Genomic DNA, 16,513 nt, shown 5'->3' on the forward strand with positions numbered 1-16,513 from the left:
TCTTGTCGGGTCAGTGCGTTGGTCCGTCGAAATGCGCGCGTAGCAGGCTGCTGCGCACGGCCTCGTCGGCCAGGTCTTCGGGGACGGCGCGGCCCAGGCGGGCCATCTCGTCGCGGTTGTTCACGACTGTCACCTGCCAGCCGTGATCGGTCAGCCACTCAGCGGCATCGGTTCGGTCGGGCTCGTGGAAGATCAGCGCCTGGACATTGACGTCCAGTCCGAGCCGATCACGCATGCGCTGCCAGCGGTTGGTGTTGTTGCTCGCGTTCATGCCGAATACCTCGATGGCGACCTGGCTGCCGGGCGCGCTGAGCGCGGTGACCATCTCGAACAACCGGTCCTGGGCATCGCTGGGCAGATACGGCAACAGGCCCTCGGCCAGCCATGCCGTCGGTCGGGTGCGGTCGTATCCGGCCGCCGTCAGCGCCGCCGGCCAATCGTCGCGCAGGTCCACCGCGACCGGACGCCGGTCCGCGGTGGGCACGTGCGATTGCAGAGTTTTGGCTTTGTACTCGAGCACCTGGGGTTGGTCGATCTCGTAGACCGCCGCCTCGGCCGGCCAATCCAGCCGGTAGGCCCGAGAGTCCAGGCCGGCGGCCAGAATCACCACCTGACGGATCCCGTCGGCGGTGGCGCCGGCGAAGTACGCGTCGAAGAAGTGCGTGCGGACCGCCTGGTAGTCGATGCCGAGGCGATGGCCGCGCTGGCCCCGCGCGTCGCCGTCCAGCCAGGCCAGTTCGGGATCGGCCAGCCGGGCCCAGGCCGGGCCCGCGGACGACACCAGCGTCCGGGCGAAATCGTCACGAATCAGCGGGTTGGCGCCGGCCGTCTCCGCGGCGCGCGCGGCCGCGACGCCCAACGCGGTGGCGCCGACGAGCTCGGTAATGGCCCACGAGTCCCCCGCGGTTCGACGCGAGGGTGGTAGCGGGGGCTGCAACGAAGAGTTGACATCAGTCATTTAGGGGCCATGCTACCCGAAAAAGTTAGTTAGCCTATACGCTTTGTGCGAGATCTCACTCGGCTCGAGCTCACACCTTGAACAGCGCGCCCTCCAGTAACTGGCCCAGCATGCCGGTGACGGCCTGCATCCCCTGATAGCTCTGGACGTAGCCGGCATAGAAGCCGACGCCGCACAGCACCACCAGAAGCGTCTCAATCAGCGCATGCGCATCGAAGGGGACGGCGAACTCCCCCTGCTCGATTGCGCCGTTGATGACACGTGTCAAAAAATCCCGGCAAATCCGTATCGCGTCGTTTTCCGCCTGGCTCAATTCAGGGTGTCGCTGAGATTCCAGAACCGAGCTGATCAGAAATGCCGACGCGGCTGGATGCTCGGCATTCGTTGCCACCGCCGCCGAGATGAATCCGGTCAGCTTCGCCATCAAGCCGGTCTCGAGCTCCGCCTGTGCTATGCCGGCGCCGAAGAGCTGCTCGGAGGTAAGGCTCAGCACTTCTCGATACAGCAGTCGCTTGCTGGAGAAGTAGTGGTTGATAGCCGGCCGGGTGAGGTCCGCGCGCACCGCGATGGCCTGGAACGTAGCTCCCTCGTAGCCACTTTCACTGAATACCAACCGAGCGGCGCCCAAGATTCTCTTGCGCGTCTCGTCAGCCTTCGCGGCGGGTGGACGGCCCGGCCGGCGCCTCGCCGTTGACGGCACCGTTAGAGTGTGCCACCCGTTCGGGTAGGCGCTAACGCATTTGGCGGAATGTTGCCAAACTTTACTGCCTGGTAGTCCTCCAACGCCTGCACCAATTCCGCGCGCGAGTTCATCACAAATGGCCCGTAATGGAAAACCGGCTCCCGAATCGGTTGTCCGCCCAGGAGAAGTACGTCCATTCCTGAAGTCGATGACGATTTGGCCGAGTCAGCAGCAACGGTGATCCGATCGCCGGGCCCGAGCACAACCAACTGTCCCTCGTGAATCGGATGACCGACCGGGCCGACGGAGCCACTGCCAGACAGCACGTACACCAGCGCGTTGAAATCGCGCCGCCACGGAATGTTCAGCCTGGCCCCGTTTTGAATTGTTGTGTGCGCCAGCGTGATTGGTGTGTGGGTGACACCGGGGCCACCGTGACCGTCGATCTCGCCGGCGATGATGCGCAGCAATGCCCCGCCATCGTCGGAGGCCAGTAACCCGGCGTCGCCACCCTCGATGGCCTGGTAGCGCGGCGTGGCGAACTTGTCCTTCTTCGGCAGATTCACCCACAGCTGGACGCCGTGGAAGAGGCCGCCGCTTTCGACCAACTCGGCGGGCGGGGTCTCGATGTGCAGGATGCCCGAACCGGCCGTCATCCACTGCGTCGCCCCGTCGGTGATCAGACCGCCGCCGCCGTGTGAGTCCTGATGCGCGAATTTGCCGTCGATCATGTAGGTGACGGTTTCGAAGCCGCGGTGCGGGTGCCAGTCGGTACCTCGCGGCTCTCCCGGCTCGTAATTCACCGCGCCCATCTGGTCCATGTGCACGAACGGGTCCAGGGCGGCGGCGCTGACGCCGGCGAATGCCCGGACCACCGGGAACCCCTCACCCTCGTACCCGCGCGGCCCGGTGGTGATCGACCGGACCGGGCGTTCGGTCTCCTGTGGGGTGGCCGCACCGACCCGGGGCAATGTCAACGTGTCTGCGGTGATGGCAGGCATATCAACCTCCTTCATTGAGAACTACTCGTATAACCGGACCGAAGTCCGCTTATTCCGCGCTGTCATAGGATGGCTCGGTGGAGCCGACCGAGGACGAGCCCCAGCCCGCGGTGGCCCCGGCCGCCGCTGCCGGCGGGCGATTCGGGGCGGCGATCAGAAACTCCGACTACCTGCGCAAGTGGTTCCTGCTGGGCATCACGATCGGCGTGATCTCGGGCCTGGGCGCGGTGGTGTTCTATCTGGCCCTGAAGTACACCGGCGAATTCCTGCTCGGCTATCTGGCGGACTACCGCATCCCGACGCCGGTGGGCGAGGGCGGTAGCCACGGTTCGGCCGGTTTCACGCGCCCGTGGGCGGTCCCGCTGGTGACGACCGGCGGGGCGCTGCTGTCGGCCCTGCTGGTGGCCAAGCTCGCACCCGAAGCCACCGGGCACGGCACCGACGAGGCCATCGAGGCGGTGCACACCGATCCCCGCGCGATCCGCTTTCGGGCGGTGCTGGTGAAGATGGTCGCCAGCGCCTTGACGATCGGCTCCGGCGGTTCGGGCGGCCGCGAAGGCCCAACGGCACAGATCTCGGCCGGCTTCTGCTCGTTGCTGACGCGACGCCTCGGCCTGTCCGACGATGACGGCCGGATCGCGGTGGCGCTGGGTATCGGCGCGGGAATCGGCGCGATCTTCGCCGCACCCCTGGGCGGGGCGGTGCTGGCGGCTTCGATCACCTACCGCGACGATTTCGACTATCGCTGCCTGCTGCCCGGATTCATCACCTCGGGAACGGCGTACGCCGTGCTCGGAGCGTTCCTGGGCTTCGAACCGCTGTTCGGCTACATCGACGCCGAGTACCGCTTCGAGAAGACCTGGCCGCTGCTGTGGTTCGTGGTGATCGGTCTGGTCGCGGCGGCGATCGGCTACCTCTACGCCCGGAGCTTTCACGCCTCGGTCCGGCTCACTCGCCGGCTGCCGGGCGGGCCGGTGCTCAAGCCCGCGGTGGGCGGACTTCTGGTCGGGCTGCTGGGCCTGTTGATCCCCGAGGTCCTGAGCAGCGGCTACGGCTGGGCCCAGCTGGCGGCCGACCGCGGATCGCTGATGGGCATACCGCTGTGGATCATCCTCGTCCTGCCGCTGGCCAAGATCGTCGCGACGTCGCTGTCGATCGGCACCGGGGGTTCCGGCGGGTTGTTTGGCCCCGGCATCGTGATCGGCGCCTTCCTCGGCGCCGCGATCTGGCGCCTCGGCGAGCTATCCGGATTACCCGGCATACCGGACGGGCCGGGCGTCTTCGTCGTGGTCGGCATGATGGCGTGTTTCGGCAGTGTCGCGCGCGCCCCGCTGGCCATCATGATCATGGTCGCGGAGATGACCGGCTCGTTCTCGGTGGTGCCCGGAGCGATCATCGCGGTGGGCATCGCATCGTTGCTGCTGTCACGCACCAACGTGACCATTTACGAGGCGCAGCGGCTCACTCGAGAGACCGCCGAAGCCGAACGCGCGCGCCGCGCCGCGCCGCGCCGCAGTAGCTACTTGGACTTGGCGCGTGCGGTTTTCGCGGCGCCCTTCTCGGTCGTCGAGCCTGCATGGCTCAGCTTTCCACCCGCGCTCTCGAGATGCGCACGAACAAACCACTGGAACTTCTCCAGCGGGCCGGCTTGACCGATCAACAGGTCCTGGGTCACCTGGTCGAGTTCGTCTGTCTCATCGATGGCTTGGCGAATGTCCTCGATGACGCCGTTGTAGACCAAGTCAAGCGCGGCCAGGTGCGCCTGGACGGTGTCCCGGCCGACCGAATAGTCGTCCCACGAGCGGTCCCGAATGATGGCACCCGGGGTGCCCTCCGGCGAAGCACCAAGGGCCGCAATGCGTTCGGCGACATCGTCAGCGAACGCGCGAACCGCGTCCACCTGGGGATCGATCATCTCGTGCACGCCAATAAAGTTGGGGCCCACCACATTCCAGTGAATGTGCTTCAGCGTCAGGTGCAGGTCGTTGTAGGTGCTCAATTGCTTTTGCAGCAGTTCGGCCAGCCGCGTACCCTGCTTGTCGGTCAATCCGGGGATAGTGAACTGAGTCATGTTGCGACGGGTACCCGAAGGTCCGCCTCGAAAACACCGGCCGGTCAGAGCGCGCGGATTTGCTGGACTGGCAGTCGCGCGCCCCAGCGCGGCTCGAGGGCCAATCCGCTGGCATAGAGCACGCAGACCACTCGGTGGCGGTGCGGTCGCATCGGCTCCAGCAGTTCGAGCATCGCCGCGTCGTCGATCGGGTGGCCCACCAGCGTCCAGCCGATCATCTTCGGGATGTGGTAGTCGCCGAACGCACGCTGTAAGGTCTCGGCGGCCGTCCACTCCCCGCCTCCCGGCAGTGACGTCAGCGCTTCGCGTCTCTGCGCCGCCGGCCGTGCCGACAGCCGCTCCAGCGCGTCGGCCCGGCGCGCACACGTCACGACGGTCCGGGCCCGCCGCGGATCGACATTGGCGCGATGGAATTCCCACGACGGAATGGTTCGCCATACGTCGGCCGACGGCAGCACCCGCATGCCGACCGGCGCCGGCCCGGGCGCCGGCGTGCCGTACTTGGACACCAGCACCCGCCACGAGGAGAACGCGTCGGCGCCCGGCACCCGCTGCTCGATCACGGCTGGGATCAGGGCTTCCAGCACCTGACCGGTACGGCCCAGCCGCAGGTGCGGGACGCGCGCATGCGCCTGCGCAACCGTCGGGTGCGTCGGGACGAAGTCCGAGGCGTCGTCGTCGGCGCCCAGCAATGCGGGTAGCCGCTCCAGGAATTCCTCCGCGCCCTGGCCCCAGGCCTCGCAGTGCGCCGCATCGGCGCCCGCGCGGCTGATGCGCGCTGTGACGGGCCCGCTGGGCAACAGGCTGGTTCGCCAGATACTGCCGTCTACGGCGAGGCGACAGCAGGGGTCCCGGGGCCCGCGGCGAAGTGGCGCCAGGGTGTGCCCGAAGCTGACCACCCCGGGAAATGTCACCGTGCGCGTGCTCGTCACCGCCGACTCCGGATTTCCACTCCTGATTGACCGCCCACTACCTGCCAAGACACTATTGCGATGTGATGACGCCGTTCGACGCTCCCAATGCCGAGCTGGCCTGGATGTTCCTCCAGAGTCTGAGCGAAGGCGGCGACCTCGATGAAGGTTTCGCATTGCTCACCGAAGACTTCAGCTACTGGAGCCTGTTCACCCGCGAGTCCTGCGACAAGGAAGCGCTACGGCGCGCAACCGACCGGCGCAAGCAGTCCGTCGAGCTCACGATCGATTTGCTGCGGTGCATCAACGAGGGAGACACCGTGGTCGTCGAGGCGTACGCCACCGGCACCAGCACCGACGGCGAGCAGTACGACACCCCATTCGTGTGCATCTTCGAAACTCGCGAGGGCTGCATCGCCTCGATGCGCGAGTACAGCGACACCCGGTCCTACCCCAAACTGCTGGGCGGATGACTTATTCAGCGCTGACGCTGATGTCGGCCTTGTTGGGGTAGAACGCCACGTGCCCGCCGATCTCGGCCACCGCGGGGTACGGCTGCTCGTAGGTCCAGATCACGTCCTCGACGGTGTCACCCGCCGAAGTGGTGACCGCGTAATAGCTCGCGTCACCTTTGAACGGGCAGTAACTGACGGTCTCGGTGCGGGTCAATCGCTCCTGGACCACGTCGTCCAGCGGAATATATTGGACCCCAGGGATAGTGGCTTCCTTCAGTTCGAGCGCCGCGGTGGTGTCCGCGATGAGCTCGCCGTTGACGCGAACCTGGACACGCCCCTTGGTCGGGCTGATGGTGATCGGGTGCCCGGCGTTGGGTTCCAAGATTTCCTTGTGGGCCATGCTGTTCCTCCTCAGACGTACCGGTGCAACACCGTCAGGCGCGCAGGACTTCCCCGCTTCGACCGGACCGAACGCGTAGCGATGGTATTGCGACATGTAGCGCAACGCCGGAACCGCCGCCATCGCCCTGCCTATCCAGCGCACATACGGGGAAACCAGCTCGAACGTAGCGCTGTCGAAGACCGATTCCCAGGCCAGGACGCGAACCCCAGAAACGGCCTCGACGATGTCGCTGGGCCCGTCGATGCCCCAGTGCAGCGTCGAACCGGAGCGCCGGACGACGGCATTGATCGCCTGCGTGCGAATGCCGAACGTGTTGAACGCGTCGAATTGCAGTTCGCCCGATTCGAATCGATCGACGACGCGACGGAGCAGCGCCAGCCCGTCGTCCTTGGTCAGGTACATGGTCAGACCCTCGCCGAGGAACAGCACCGGACGGTCGGCGGGGATTTCGTCCAGCCACGCCGGATCGGTCACCGAGGCCGCCAGCATCCGGTAGTTGGCCCGTTGCGGGTAGACCTGGTCCCGCAGGCCGATCACGTCGGGGTAGTCGACGTCGTACCACCGCACGCCCGGGCCCGGGCCCAGCCGGTACACCCGGGCGTCCAGGCCGCAGCCCACATGCAGCACGGCGGCTTCGTCGTGCACGGCCAGAAACTGGCGAGCCCAGTTGTCGAAGTGCGCGCTGCGAATGGCAACCGACGGGGCGCGCCGCGCATCGATGGTCGTTGCCGCCCAGTCGTATTCGATGCGATCCACAGCTGCCTTGGCGTAGCGATCGCGCAGGATCGAATTGGGCGCGTCCGCGTCCAATGCCTTGGCGTACAGCGTGGCCAGCATCGTCTGCGGTGGCCCGCTCAGATCGACGCGAATCCGGTCCATGAGGCCGAGCCTATTCGGGCTGCGCCGCCGTCCGAGGGGAGCGCATCGCGGCCCAGAACCGGGCGGCCTCGCGGATCGATTCCTCGACCGGACGCGGCTCCCAGCCCAGCTCCCGTTTCGCCTTGCTGCTGTCCACCGGCGCTTCGGCGCGCATCATCCGCACCGATGCAAGGCTGAGTTGGGCGTCCGTACCGGTGAGCTTGGCCTTCAGCGTGCCCGCGGCGGCCAGGGCGTAGAGCATCGGGACGGAGATCGCGCGTTGCGGCGGCGCAACGCCGGCCTCGTCGGCCGCGATCCGGATCGAATCGTTGAGCGCCATCATCTTCTCGGAGACCAGGTAGCGCTCCCCGATGCGGCCGTGCTCGGCGGCCAAAATCATCGCCCGGGCCGCGTCGTCGACGCCGACGACCTCCAGCGCAATGCCGTTCATCAGGAAGGGCAGCTTGCCGAAGACCGCGCCCGCGATGAAGGCGCCATGCGGGGTGCCGCCCCAGTCCCCATCGCCATAGGTGGTGGAAACGCACATCGCCACCGCGGGCAACCCGGCGTCGGCGACGTAGCGCATTACCAAGTTCTCGGCCTGCACCCGGGACTGCACGTAGGGCGTCAGCCCACGCGAGGCGATCACATCGTCTTCGGTCGCGACGTGACCGTGCCGTCGGCCCACGGTCGCGTAAGTGCTGGTGAAAACGAACCGGCGCAGGGGTTGGTTGACGGCCACGTCGAGGACGTTGCGCACCCCCTCGACGTTGGTGTGAAACAGCGGCGCCGGGTCACGCAGCCACGCGCGGGTGTCGACGACGCAGTAGTAGACGTCGTCGACGCCGTCCATCGCCTCGCGGACGGTGGCGGTGTCGAAGACGTCGCCCTGAAAGCGGGTCACGTCGAGGTCGTCGATGGAGCGGGTGTTCGCGCCCTCGCGCACCATCACTCGCACCTGCGCACCATCGCCGGCGAGCTGGCGGGTCACATGCGAGCCCAGAAAACCGTTGGCGCCGATGACGAGTTTGGGCTTGGCGGTCACTTGGCGGCGCCGTACTGCTCCAGGAAGCGCGCGCCGTCCTCGTCGAGAGTGCCGAGTTCCTGGGCCTTGCGGCACCACTTCAGCGTGGCCTGAACGAAGCGCAGCGGGTTGTAGATGTCTTCCTGCTGACGCCACAGACCGTCGCCCGCGTAGGTGATGATCGAGATGTTCGTCTCGCCGATGACGGTCCCGTCACCGGGGTCCTTCATCGGGTTGTCCAGCTCCATGATGATGCGACCGGTCGGCTCGTCGATGACCGACCACAGTGACGGAAACGCGACCATGTGGCTGCCCGGAAAACTGCCCATTGTGCGGCTGATCCACGTACGCACCTCGTCGCGACCGTGCCACGTGCCCGCCGCGTGTTCGATGTACAAGACGTCGGGAGTGTAGTGCTGGACCCAGGCGTCCCAGTCGTGCGATCGCGCCGCGGCGTCGACGGTCGCCTCGAATTGCGCGAACGCGTCGGCGAGTTCGCTGCGGGAGAATTGCGGGCTGCTCACGCCAAAACTAGAACACGTTCTACCGCGGTTTGTCGAGGGCTTCGCTTCGCGGGTGTACCCCGTGGCGAACATCAGGATAATCGGAGGGAGATTGCGACCATTCGGTCCGAGCGAAACGAGGCGATGACATGACGAACACGCAAAAGGCGATCCTCGCCGGCGGCTGCTTCTGGGGCGTGCAGGACTTGATCCGCAAGCAGCCGGGCGTGATCTCGAGCCTGGTCGGGTACAGCGGCGGTGACGTGCCCAACGCGACGTACCGCAACCACGGCACCCACGCCGAGGCGGTCGAGATCGTCTTCGACCCCAGCGTCACCGACTACCGCACGCTGCTGGAGTTCTTCTTCCAGATCCACGACCCGACCACCAAGGACCGGCAGGGCAACGACCGCGGCAAGAGCTACCGATCGGCGATCTTCTACGTCGACGACGAGCAGAAGCAGATCGCGCTGGACACGATCGCCGACGTCGAGGCGTCGGGGCTATGGCCCGGCAAGGTCGTGACCGAGGTCAGTCCCGCCGGCGACTTCTGGGAAGCCGAGCCCGAGCACCAGGACTACCTGGAGCGCTTCCCCAGCGGGTACACCTGCCACTTCATCCGTCCCGGCTGGAAGCTGCCGCGGCGCGCTTCCGCTTAGCGCCGCCGCAGCACGACCCGGCCGCCGCGCTTCGGCGTGAACGCGACCCCACGGGAGTGCCAGGGCTCGTCCGGGGCATTCGTCGTTTCAATGGTGAAGTGGCGCAACACCGTTCGAAGCACCACGTCCATCTCCATGTTGGCGAACGCCGCACCCACACACCGGCGAGTCCCCCCGCCGAACGGAATCCAGGACAACGCCGACGGTTTGTTTGCGATGAAGCGCTGCGGGTCGAAACGACCGGGATCGGCGAATACGTCGGGATTGTCGTGGATCTGCGCGATTCCGACGATGATCGAATACCCGCGCGGAATCACCCACTCGCCCAGCCGATAGGTCTCCGGGTAGACGTGGCGGCCGGCGAAATCGATTACCGTCCTGGCCCGTTGGACCTCCAGGATCGTCGCCTGGCGCAGCTCGCCATCGCCTTCGCCGGTCCCGTCGGCCTCCTCGACGAGCTGAGCCAGCAGCTGCGGGTGCCGGCTGATCCGCTCGAATGCCCACGCCAGCGTTGACGCGGTGGTCTCGTGACCCGCGGCCAGCAGCGCGAGGAGCTCGTCCCCGATCTCCTTGTACGACATGGCCGAACCGTCTTCATAGGTACTGCGCAGCAGCAGCGCGAGCACATCGGCCCGGTCGGTGAAGTTCGGGTCCGCCCGCTCGGCGGCGATCAGCTTCTCGATAACGTTGTCGTACTGGCGCCGCCACTCGTCCAGCCGGTGCCACGGGCTGAACCGGCCATAGTCCCGCTTCGGCTTCGGCAGCGCCGCCAGGCGTGAGCCGAGCGTGACCCACGGCGGTATGAGTCGGCGCAGCTCGTCGAGCTCGGCGCCATCGGCCCCGAACACCGCGCGCAGGATCGCGTTCAACGTGATCCGCATCATCGGCGCCAGCGTCGCGAACGACTCGTCCTGCGGCCAACCGGCGCTCTCGCGCAGCGTCTCTTCCTCGATGATGGATTCGTAGTTCTTGATGCTCTTGCCGTGGAACGGCGGGGCCAGCAATCGTCGGCGGCAACGGTGGTCGTCGCCCTCGAGTCCGAACACCGAGCCGTACCCGAACAGCCTGCTCAGATTCGGCTGAATGTTCCCGAGCTCGTCGGGGCTGGTGGTGAAGATCTGCTTGGCCAGCTGCGGGTCGCTGACCATGACGACGTGGCCCCACATCGGCAGCTTCAGCGCGAAGACGTTGCCGTAGCGGCGCGAGAGGCGCTGCATCATCGATCGCCGCGACATCGCAAAACCAAAGCCCTGTAGCAGCTTTGGGATGCGCGCCGTCGGCGGCAGCCGAACGACGGAGGCCGGCGCTGCGGCGGTGACTACTTCGCTCATGTCGTCATGCTCCCAAACATCTACCCTGGATAGGTTGGTACCGCGGTGTACCACAGAGCTTTCCATGTACGGTACTCTGTAGTACCGAACCTGACAAGGGTGTATGGACCGAAAGGGCCGTCGACGATGCCATCCGCGACGACAGCGACAGCGGTTGATGTCGCGGTTGTACAAGATCCCTTTCGGCTCCGATTGCTCGACGGCTTGGCCACCTCGATAACCGAGCGGGGCTACCGCGCCAGCACCGTCGCCGACGTCGTGCGCCACGCGCGCACGTCCAAGCGCACGTTCTACGACCAATTCGCCAGCAAGGAAGAGTGCTTCCTCGAGCTATTGGCCGCCGATATCGAGAAGCTCGGCGAGAGCATCGCCGCGGCCGTCGATCCCGAGACCGACTGGCACCGGCAGATCCGTCAGGCCGTCGAGGCCTACGTCGCGCACATCGAAGCGCGACCGGCCATTACGTTGAGCTGGATTCGTGAGCTCCCCTCGCTGGGGCCCGTCGGCCGCCCGGTTCAGCGCCGCGGCATACAGCTGCTGTCCGACTTGCTGATCGACCTCAGCGACAGTCCCGGGTTCCAGCGTGCCGACCTGCCGCCGCTGACCCCGCCGCTGTCCGTGATCTTGCTGGGCGGGCTGCGCGAATTGACCGCGCTTGCCGTCGAAGACGGAAAGCCGGTCCGCGAGATCGTCGAACCGGCCGTCGACGCGAGCATCGCACTGCTCGGGCCCCGCTATTAGACGCCGGGTTAGGCTCATCGCACCCCTAGACATGTAAGGACTGCGATGCGGCTATCCACTCGAAACCAGCTCAAAGGGACCATCACCGAGGTTGACCTCGGGACCGTGATGGCGGTCGTGAAGATCAAGCTCGACGGCGGCGATCAAATCGTCACGTCCTCGGTCACCAAGGACGCAGCAGTCGATCTCGGCCTTAAGGTCGGTCAGCCCGCGACGGTGTTCATCAAGTCGACCGAAGTCACGATCGGCGTCGAGTAGCACCACGGCATGACGTCGACGATGCGCGCCGAGCGCTTCTACGCCGATACCAAAACGGTTGTCCTGGAAGATGTCCCGATTCCGGAACCAGGTCCGGGCGAAGTTCTGGTCAAGGTGGCGTTCTGCGGGATCTGCCACTCGGATCTGAGCCTGATCAACGGGACCTTCCCCGCCCAGGTGCCGGTGGTGACCCAGGGCCACGAGGCCTCGGGCACGATCGCGAAATTGGGTCCAGAGGTCACGGACTGGGCCGAGGGCGACCGGGTGGTGGTCGCGGCCGGCCGACCGTGCCAGAGATGCGCGAATTGCCGTCGCGGCGACACCGCCAACTGCCTTCGGATTCAGTTGATGGCCTTCGCCTACGACGGTGCCTGGGCCGAATACACGGTGGCCCAGGCAGCCGGCCTGACGCGTGTGCCGCAGAACGTCTCGCTGGAGCAGGCGGCAATCCTGGCCGACGCGGTGTCGACGCCGTACGGCGCGGTCGTGCGGACGGGCAGAGTCGCGGTCGGCGAGGCGGTCGGCGTCTGGGGCGTGGGCGGGGTCGGGACCCATATCGTGCAGCTCGCGCGGTTGGTCGGGGCCGTACCGGTGATCGCACTCGACATCAGTCCGGCCGTGCGGGACCGGGCCGTCGAGCTCGGCGCTGACTACGCGTTCGACACCCGCGACGACGATCTGCGCGACAAGATCGCCGAAGCCAACGGCGGACGCAAACTCGACGTCGCCTTCGACGCCGTCGGATTGAAGGTGACCTTCGAGCAGGCTCTCGACTGCCTGCGGCCCGGCGGCCGGCTGATCAGCGTGGGCATGAGCGCGGAATCACCGACCATCGGGCCCACCGCCATGTTCGGGTTGGCCCACAAGCAGGTGCTCGGCCACCTCGGCTACCAGAACGTCGACATCGAAACCTTGGCGAAGCTGGTTTCTGCTGGGCGCCTTGATCTTTCACGTTCGATCAGCAGGGTCGTGGCGCTCGAAGACATCGAGACGGGCATCGAGATGCTCGAGCGCGCGGACGGCAATCCGATCCGGATCCTGGTCAAGCCTTAAGGAATTTTCGCAGTCGATCCAGCACCAGCTCGGGACGCTGTGCGACGATCCAGTGCCCGACGTTGTCGACCAGCTCGACCCTGAAATCGCTGATCCGGTCGGCGTATCCGTCCAATAGTCGGGGCGTGACCACCGGGTCGTCGGTACCGCTGAGCCAGCGGACAGGTACCTCGACACGACGGTCGTTGTACTCGCCGCGCATCCAGGCGCGCATCTCCGTGGTCTGGAAGCTGCGATACCACCGCGAACCGGCCTCGGCATGTCCGGGCTCGTTCATGCAGTCGCTGTACAGCCGGACGCTGTCCTCGGGCAACGAGAATCCGCCGCCGACCCACGAACCCAGCATTCGCAGATATCGCGAGTTCGGATCGCTGATCACCCGGGGCCCGATGACGGGCAACAACATTGGAATCTGATACCAGAATCGCCAGAGGTCGCGGACGGCAGCCAGATTGATCTTCACCCACGGCGCGACAGTGTTCACGCCGAAGAATCCGGTCACCTTCTCCGGGTGGTTCAGCATCATGATGAACGCGGCGGGCCCGCCCCAGTCGTGGGCGACGAGCTTCACCTTCTCAACGCCCAACTTCTCCAGCACGCCGGCGAGATCCTCGGCCAGCTCGGACTTCAGATAGCGCGAGGGGGGCGCCGAACTCCAGCCGGCGCCACGCAGGTCCGGACACAACACCCGGTACCCGTCGGCGGCGAGCGGCCCGATCAGCTCGTGCCACTCCCACCAGTTTTCCGGAAATCCGTGCACCAGCATGACGGCCGGCCCGTCGGCCGGACCCGCGTCGGCGAAGTGGATTGTCACACCGTCGCCGAGTTCTACGTATCGGTGTTGGACGCCGTCCAGCACGGGCATAGTGACCATGTTGCAAAAGCTAATGCAAGGATTCCATTTGAGGAACCGTGCGCAACGAGCTATCTGCTCTCACGGCGGTGACGAGACTCAGTGCATTGAACGTGAACCAGGCATGTCGGCCTATCTTTGGCGTTGGCCGGTCATGGACGTTCAACAGGTCCAGCAGCTCGGTGCGTTCGACGTGCCAGCCGTGGCAACGAAACCATGTGGCGGCCTCATCGCGTCGCTGGGTGTAGATCAGCGACAGGAACCTCAACTCTCCATCGTCGTCGCGTTCGGTCGCGTCGTCGAACAATCTGTCCAGCACCACATCTGGCAGAACTGCCATCTGCTCAATCGCGAGCATGCTACCGGGTGCGGACAAAGCGGCGATGGCGTCGAAGAGTTGCCGTTGAGCATCACCGCCCAGATACATCGACAGCCCCTCGACTAGCCATGCTGTAGGCTGCGCGGCGTCAAAACCATTGACGTGCAACGGCTTAGCCCAGTCGTTACGCAGGTCAACCGCGACCTCACGCCGGATGGCCCGCGCAACCGACCCAGTCGACGTCAAGACTCTTCGTTTGAACGCGTGCACTAGTGGTTGGTCCAGCTCGAACACTACGGTGTCAGGGTTCCACGCCAGACGGTAGGCGCGAGAATCCAGGCCGGCAGCCGGAATCACGACTTGGTGCACCCCGGCCGCGATCGCGGCGACACAGAAGTCGTCGAAATACCTTGTCCGCACGCCTTGATAGTTCACGAAGTGCCGGCCGAAGTCATTGCTGCGCAGCTTGTGAAGAGGCGCGGCCCCGTCGGCGAGCTGCGCCCATTCACCTCCTGCGGCGCGACAGAAGAGCTCCGCGTACTCGTCAACAGCGAGCGGCTCGAGTTTGCGGGCCTCCAGGGTGCGGGCAGCAGCGACGAAAAGTGCCGTTGCACCTACGCCGGTTGTGATATCCCAAGTGTCTCCATCAGTGCGCATGCCTGCGCACAGTACCACGCATTCTATTCCTGAAAAGGCCTAGAATTAATGGGGCCTGGCTAAGTTACCGCGTATGTTGGGAACTTTTCCATCTGCCGCACCGACTACTCACTGGAACGTCAGTGACCTCATCGCACCGAGGTTATGTGATTAGTTAGATTATATATAGTTAGCTCAGGCGAGGCCGTAGGCCATCGCGCGAGGAGGCACGCAGTGTGACATCGCCCATATGGATGGCTTTTCCGCCGGAGGTGCATTCGAGCCTGCTGGACACCGGCCCGGGTCCGGGACCGTTGCTTGCGGCAGCGGCGCAGTGGCAACAGCTGAGCGATCAATACGCCCAGGCCGCGACCGAGTTGAGTAGCCTGCTTGCCACGACATACACGACCTCATGGCAGGGTCCGACCGGCGACCGCTACCTCTGGGCCCACGGCCCCTACCTGGCGTGGCTCGAGCAGACCGCCGCCGATAGTGCCGCGACCGCCGCGGCACACGACACGGCAGCGGCCGATTACCTCGTCGCGGCCTCCGCAATGCCGACCCTGCCGGAATTGGCTGCCAACCACGCCCTACACGCCACGTTGGTCGGCACCAATTTCTTTGGCATCAACACGATCCCGATTGCTGTCAACGAAGCAGACTATGCCCGAATGTGGATCCAAGCTGCGCAAACGATGTCTGTTTACCAAGCCGCATCTGCCCTGGCGTTGGCCTCGGTACCGGTCGTGACGCCAGCACCTCGCATTCTCGCCATGGACGATCCGGCTTCGTCCGGCATGGGCGATAACATGGGGCCCCCGACGCCGCCGGATGGCTTCTGGAACCAGATCGTGTGGCTCTTCCAAACCCTGCTGCAGCAGTTCGAGTTCCTCATAAAATGGCTACTGGATCCCTCGAGCTTTACTCCTGAGCAGATCTTGAACGCGCTCTTGAGCACTTTGAAGACTCTGCTCTTCCAGCTGATCCCGAACTTGTTCCTGCATCCGAGCATCGGGAACTTCTTCCTCGTCCTCGCCTATGCCTCGATGGCTCTCGTGCATGCGAGTCAGTTACTGATACTGGCCGCATCCTATTTGCTCCCACTGGTAGCCCCCGGGGCTCTCCTCGCCGCCGCGGGCCTTGGGGGGCTGGGAGCCCACGGCGCTACCCCCCCGGGCATCCAGGCAGCTCCTGCTGCCGCGCCGGTCCAGGCCGTCCCTAACCCGCCCGCTGTCAACCCGCTGCCACCGGTGATCACCGCGCCCGCTTTCGCGGGGTCTCCCGGGACCCCTCCACCTCCTCAGCCGAGTCCGGTCCACCCTGCAACCACGGCACCGTCAGCGCCACCGCCGTCACCCCACGCGCTGCCGCTTTATGCGGCCGCCGGCAGTCCAGATCCTGGCGGTTGGCTGGGCCCCGCGGCCACCAACGCGATGGCGTCCGCCGTACCCAGCAGCGCCGCACAGTCTGCCAACTGCGCTGCTGGAACGTCCAAAGAGCGCTCGCGAACAAAGACCAAAATCCCCGATCACGCACACCGGTATGAGTACCTGGAGTGCGAGGCCGACGAGGGGCTATCGAGGCATCGCGAATCATGGGCGTCCGCAACGGGATCCGGCTCACTGGGTGACTCGGGTGCCACCCGCGTAAGACGTGAACCCCGTGGGTTGATCTACGAGTCCACCCGCGCCGACGAAGACCAAACCATGCCGTTGCTACCCCGGACCTGGGGCGTCGACGACGCGTAATCGCCGCTGCTAATCCAGTGCTTCCGAACGTGTTTCAATGAGGAGGGGA

General features: G+C 65.7%; 17 protein-coding genes and 2 pseudogenes. 7 read left to right on the forward strand and 12 right to left on the reverse strand.

Annotated elements, in window-relative coordinates; all coding sequences use genetic code 11:
- Nucleotides 1-10 precede the first annotated feature (10 nt).
- The 3 genes from G6N54_RS17300 to G6N54_RS17310 form a co-directional block, all read right to left on the reverse strand.
- Nucleotides 11-958 carry a class I SAM-dependent methyltransferase gene (locus G6N54_RS17300; protein ID WP_163791169.1) on the reverse strand — a complete coding sequence of 316 codons (948 nt, stop codon included), beginning with the start codon at nucleotides 956-958 and terminating at the stop codon, nucleotides 11-13.
- 70 nt (nucleotides 959-1,028) lie between these two features.
- Nucleotides 1,029-1,658, reverse strand: a complete 630-nt coding sequence (locus G6N54_RS17305) for a TetR/AcrR family transcriptional regulator (protein ID WP_163791170.1) — start codon at nucleotides 1,656-1,658, stop codon at nucleotides 1,029-1,031.
- A 2-nt stretch (nucleotides 1,659-1,660) separates the two neighbouring features.
- Nucleotides 1,661-2,641 carry a pirin family protein gene (locus G6N54_RS17310; RefSeq protein WP_163791171.1) on the reverse strand — a complete coding sequence of 327 codons (981 nt, stop codon included), beginning with the start codon at nucleotides 2,639-2,641 and terminating at the stop codon, nucleotides 1,661-1,663.
- A gap of 77 nt (nucleotides 2,642-2,718) precedes the next feature.
- Between G6N54_RS17310 and G6N54_RS17315 the strand changes: the two are divergent.
- Nucleotides 2,719-4,149, forward strand: a pseudogene (locus G6N54_RS17315) (chloride channel protein); the annotation flags it as partial.
- 11 nt (nucleotides 4,150-4,160) lie between these two features.
- Here the strand turns inward: G6N54_RS17315 and G6N54_RS17320 are convergent.
- Nucleotides 4,161-4,712 (reverse strand): Dps family protein, encoded by a 552-nt coding sequence (locus G6N54_RS17320; RefSeq protein WP_163791172.1) that lies wholly within the window; start codon nucleotides 4,710-4,712, stop codon nucleotides 4,161-4,163.
- Between the two features lie 44 nt (nucleotides 4,713-4,756).
- Nucleotides 4,757-5,644: a DNA-3-methyladenine glycosylase family protein gene (locus G6N54_RS17325; RefSeq protein WP_163791173.1), complete on the reverse strand. Its 888-nt coding sequence runs from the start codon at nucleotides 5,642-5,644 to the stop codon at nucleotides 4,757-4,759.
- Between the two features lie 65 nt (nucleotides 5,645-5,709).
- Here G6N54_RS17325 and G6N54_RS17330 point away from each other — a divergent pair, with 65 nt between their 5' ends.
- Nucleotides 5,710-6,096: a nuclear transport factor 2 family protein gene (locus G6N54_RS17330; protein ID WP_163791174.1), complete on the forward strand. Its 387-nt coding sequence runs from the start codon at nucleotides 5,710-5,712 to the stop codon at nucleotides 6,094-6,096.
- Nucleotide 6,097: 1 nt separating this feature from the next.
- Here the strand turns inward: G6N54_RS17330 and G6N54_RS17335 are convergent, their stop codons facing one another.
- The 4 genes and pseudogenes from G6N54_RS17335 to G6N54_RS17350 all read right to left on the reverse strand — a co-directional run bounded on the left by G6N54_RS17335 (nucleotide 6,098) and on the right by G6N54_RS17350 (nucleotide 8,887).
- Nucleotides 6,098-6,478, reverse strand: a complete 381-nt coding sequence (locus tag G6N54_RS17335) for a DUF427 domain-containing protein (RefSeq protein ID WP_163794798.1) — start codon at nucleotides 6,476-6,478, stop codon at nucleotides 6,098-6,100.
- Between the two features lie 372 nt (nucleotides 6,479-6,850).
- Nucleotides 6,851-7,360, reverse strand: a pseudogene (locus tag G6N54_RS31680) (class I SAM-dependent methyltransferase); the annotation flags it as partial.
- 10 nt (nucleotides 7,361-7,370) lie between these two features.
- Complete coding sequence (locus tag G6N54_RS17345) at nucleotides 7,371-8,384, reverse strand: NAD-dependent epimerase/dehydratase family protein (RefSeq protein ID WP_163791175.1); 1,014 nt, start codon at nucleotides 8,382-8,384, stop codon at nucleotides 7,371-7,373.
- Entirely contained in the window at nucleotides 8,381-8,887 is a 507-nt protein-coding gene (locus G6N54_RS17350) for a nuclear transport factor 2 family protein (protein WP_163791176.1), read from the reverse strand. Before G6N54_RS17350 ends, G6N54_RS17345 begins: the two co-directional genes overlap by 4 nt.
- Nucleotides 8,888-9,015: 128 nt before the next feature.
- Here G6N54_RS17350 and msrA point away from each other — a divergent pair, with 128 nt between their 5' ends.
- Nucleotides 9,016-9,525, forward strand: coding sequence for a peptide-methionine (S)-S-oxide reductase MsrA (msrA, locus tag G6N54_RS17355; RefSeq protein WP_163791177.1), 510 nt, complete (start codon nucleotides 9,016-9,018; stop codon nucleotides 9,523-9,525).
- Here msrA and G6N54_RS17360 read toward each other — a convergent pair.
- Complete coding sequence (locus G6N54_RS17360; RefSeq protein ID WP_163791178.1) at nucleotides 9,522-10,856, reverse strand: cytochrome P450; 1,335 nt, start codon at nucleotides 10,854-10,856, stop codon at nucleotides 9,522-9,524. The genes msrA and G6N54_RS17360 overlap by 4 nt on opposite strands.
- A gap of 126 nt (nucleotides 10,857-10,982) precedes the next feature.
- On the opposite strand from G6N54_RS17360, the gene G6N54_RS17365 reads away from it, so the two are divergent.
- From G6N54_RS17365 to G6N54_RS17375, 3 genes are read left to right on the forward strand one after another with little or no spacing between them, the layout of a single operon-like run.
- Entirely contained in the window at nucleotides 10,983-11,597 is a 615-nt protein-coding gene (locus G6N54_RS17365) for a TetR/AcrR family transcriptional regulator (protein WP_163791179.1), read from the forward strand.
- A 45-nt stretch (nucleotides 11,598-11,642) separates the two neighbouring features.
- Nucleotides 11,643-11,855: a TOBE domain-containing protein gene (locus G6N54_RS17370; protein ID WP_163791180.1), complete on the forward strand. Its 213-nt coding sequence runs from the start codon at nucleotides 11,643-11,645 to the stop codon at nucleotides 11,853-11,855.
- A 9-nt stretch (nucleotides 11,856-11,864) separates the two neighbouring features.
- A complete protein-coding gene (locus tag G6N54_RS17375; protein WP_163791181.1) occupies nucleotides 11,865-12,908 on the forward strand; it encodes a zinc-binding dehydrogenase in 1,044 nt (347 codons plus the stop codon).
- On the opposite strand, the gene G6N54_RS17380 is transcribed toward G6N54_RS17375, so the two are convergent.
- Together G6N54_RS17380 and G6N54_RS17385 are read right to left on the reverse strand one after the other, a co-directional pair.
- Nucleotides 12,898-13,782 (reverse strand): alpha/beta fold hydrolase, encoded by an 885-nt coding sequence (locus G6N54_RS17380; RefSeq protein WP_163791182.1) that lies wholly within the window; start codon nucleotides 13,780-13,782, stop codon nucleotides 12,898-12,900. The genes G6N54_RS17375 and G6N54_RS17380 overlap by 11 nt on opposite strands.
- A gap of 10 nt (nucleotides 13,783-13,792) precedes the next feature.
- Nucleotides 13,793-14,737 carry an SAM-dependent methyltransferase gene (locus G6N54_RS17385; RefSeq protein WP_163794799.1) on the reverse strand — a complete coding sequence of 315 codons (945 nt, stop codon included), beginning with the start codon at nucleotides 14,735-14,737 and terminating at the stop codon, nucleotides 13,793-13,795.
- A 215-nt stretch (nucleotides 14,738-14,952) separates the two neighbouring features.
- On the opposite strand from G6N54_RS17385, the gene G6N54_RS17390 reads away from it, so the two are divergent.
- Nucleotides 14,953-16,464 carry a PPE family protein gene (locus G6N54_RS17390; RefSeq protein WP_163791183.1) on the forward strand — a complete coding sequence of 504 codons (1,512 nt, stop codon included), beginning with the start codon at nucleotides 14,953-14,955 and terminating at the stop codon, nucleotides 16,462-16,464.
- Nucleotides 16,465-16,513 lie beyond the last annotated feature (49 nt).

Source organism: Mycobacterium stomatepiae, assembly GCF_010731715.1.
In the GTDB taxonomy this organism is placed as follows: domain Bacteria; phylum Actinomycetota; class Actinomycetes; order Mycobacteriales; family Mycobacteriaceae; genus Mycobacterium; species Mycobacterium stomatepiae.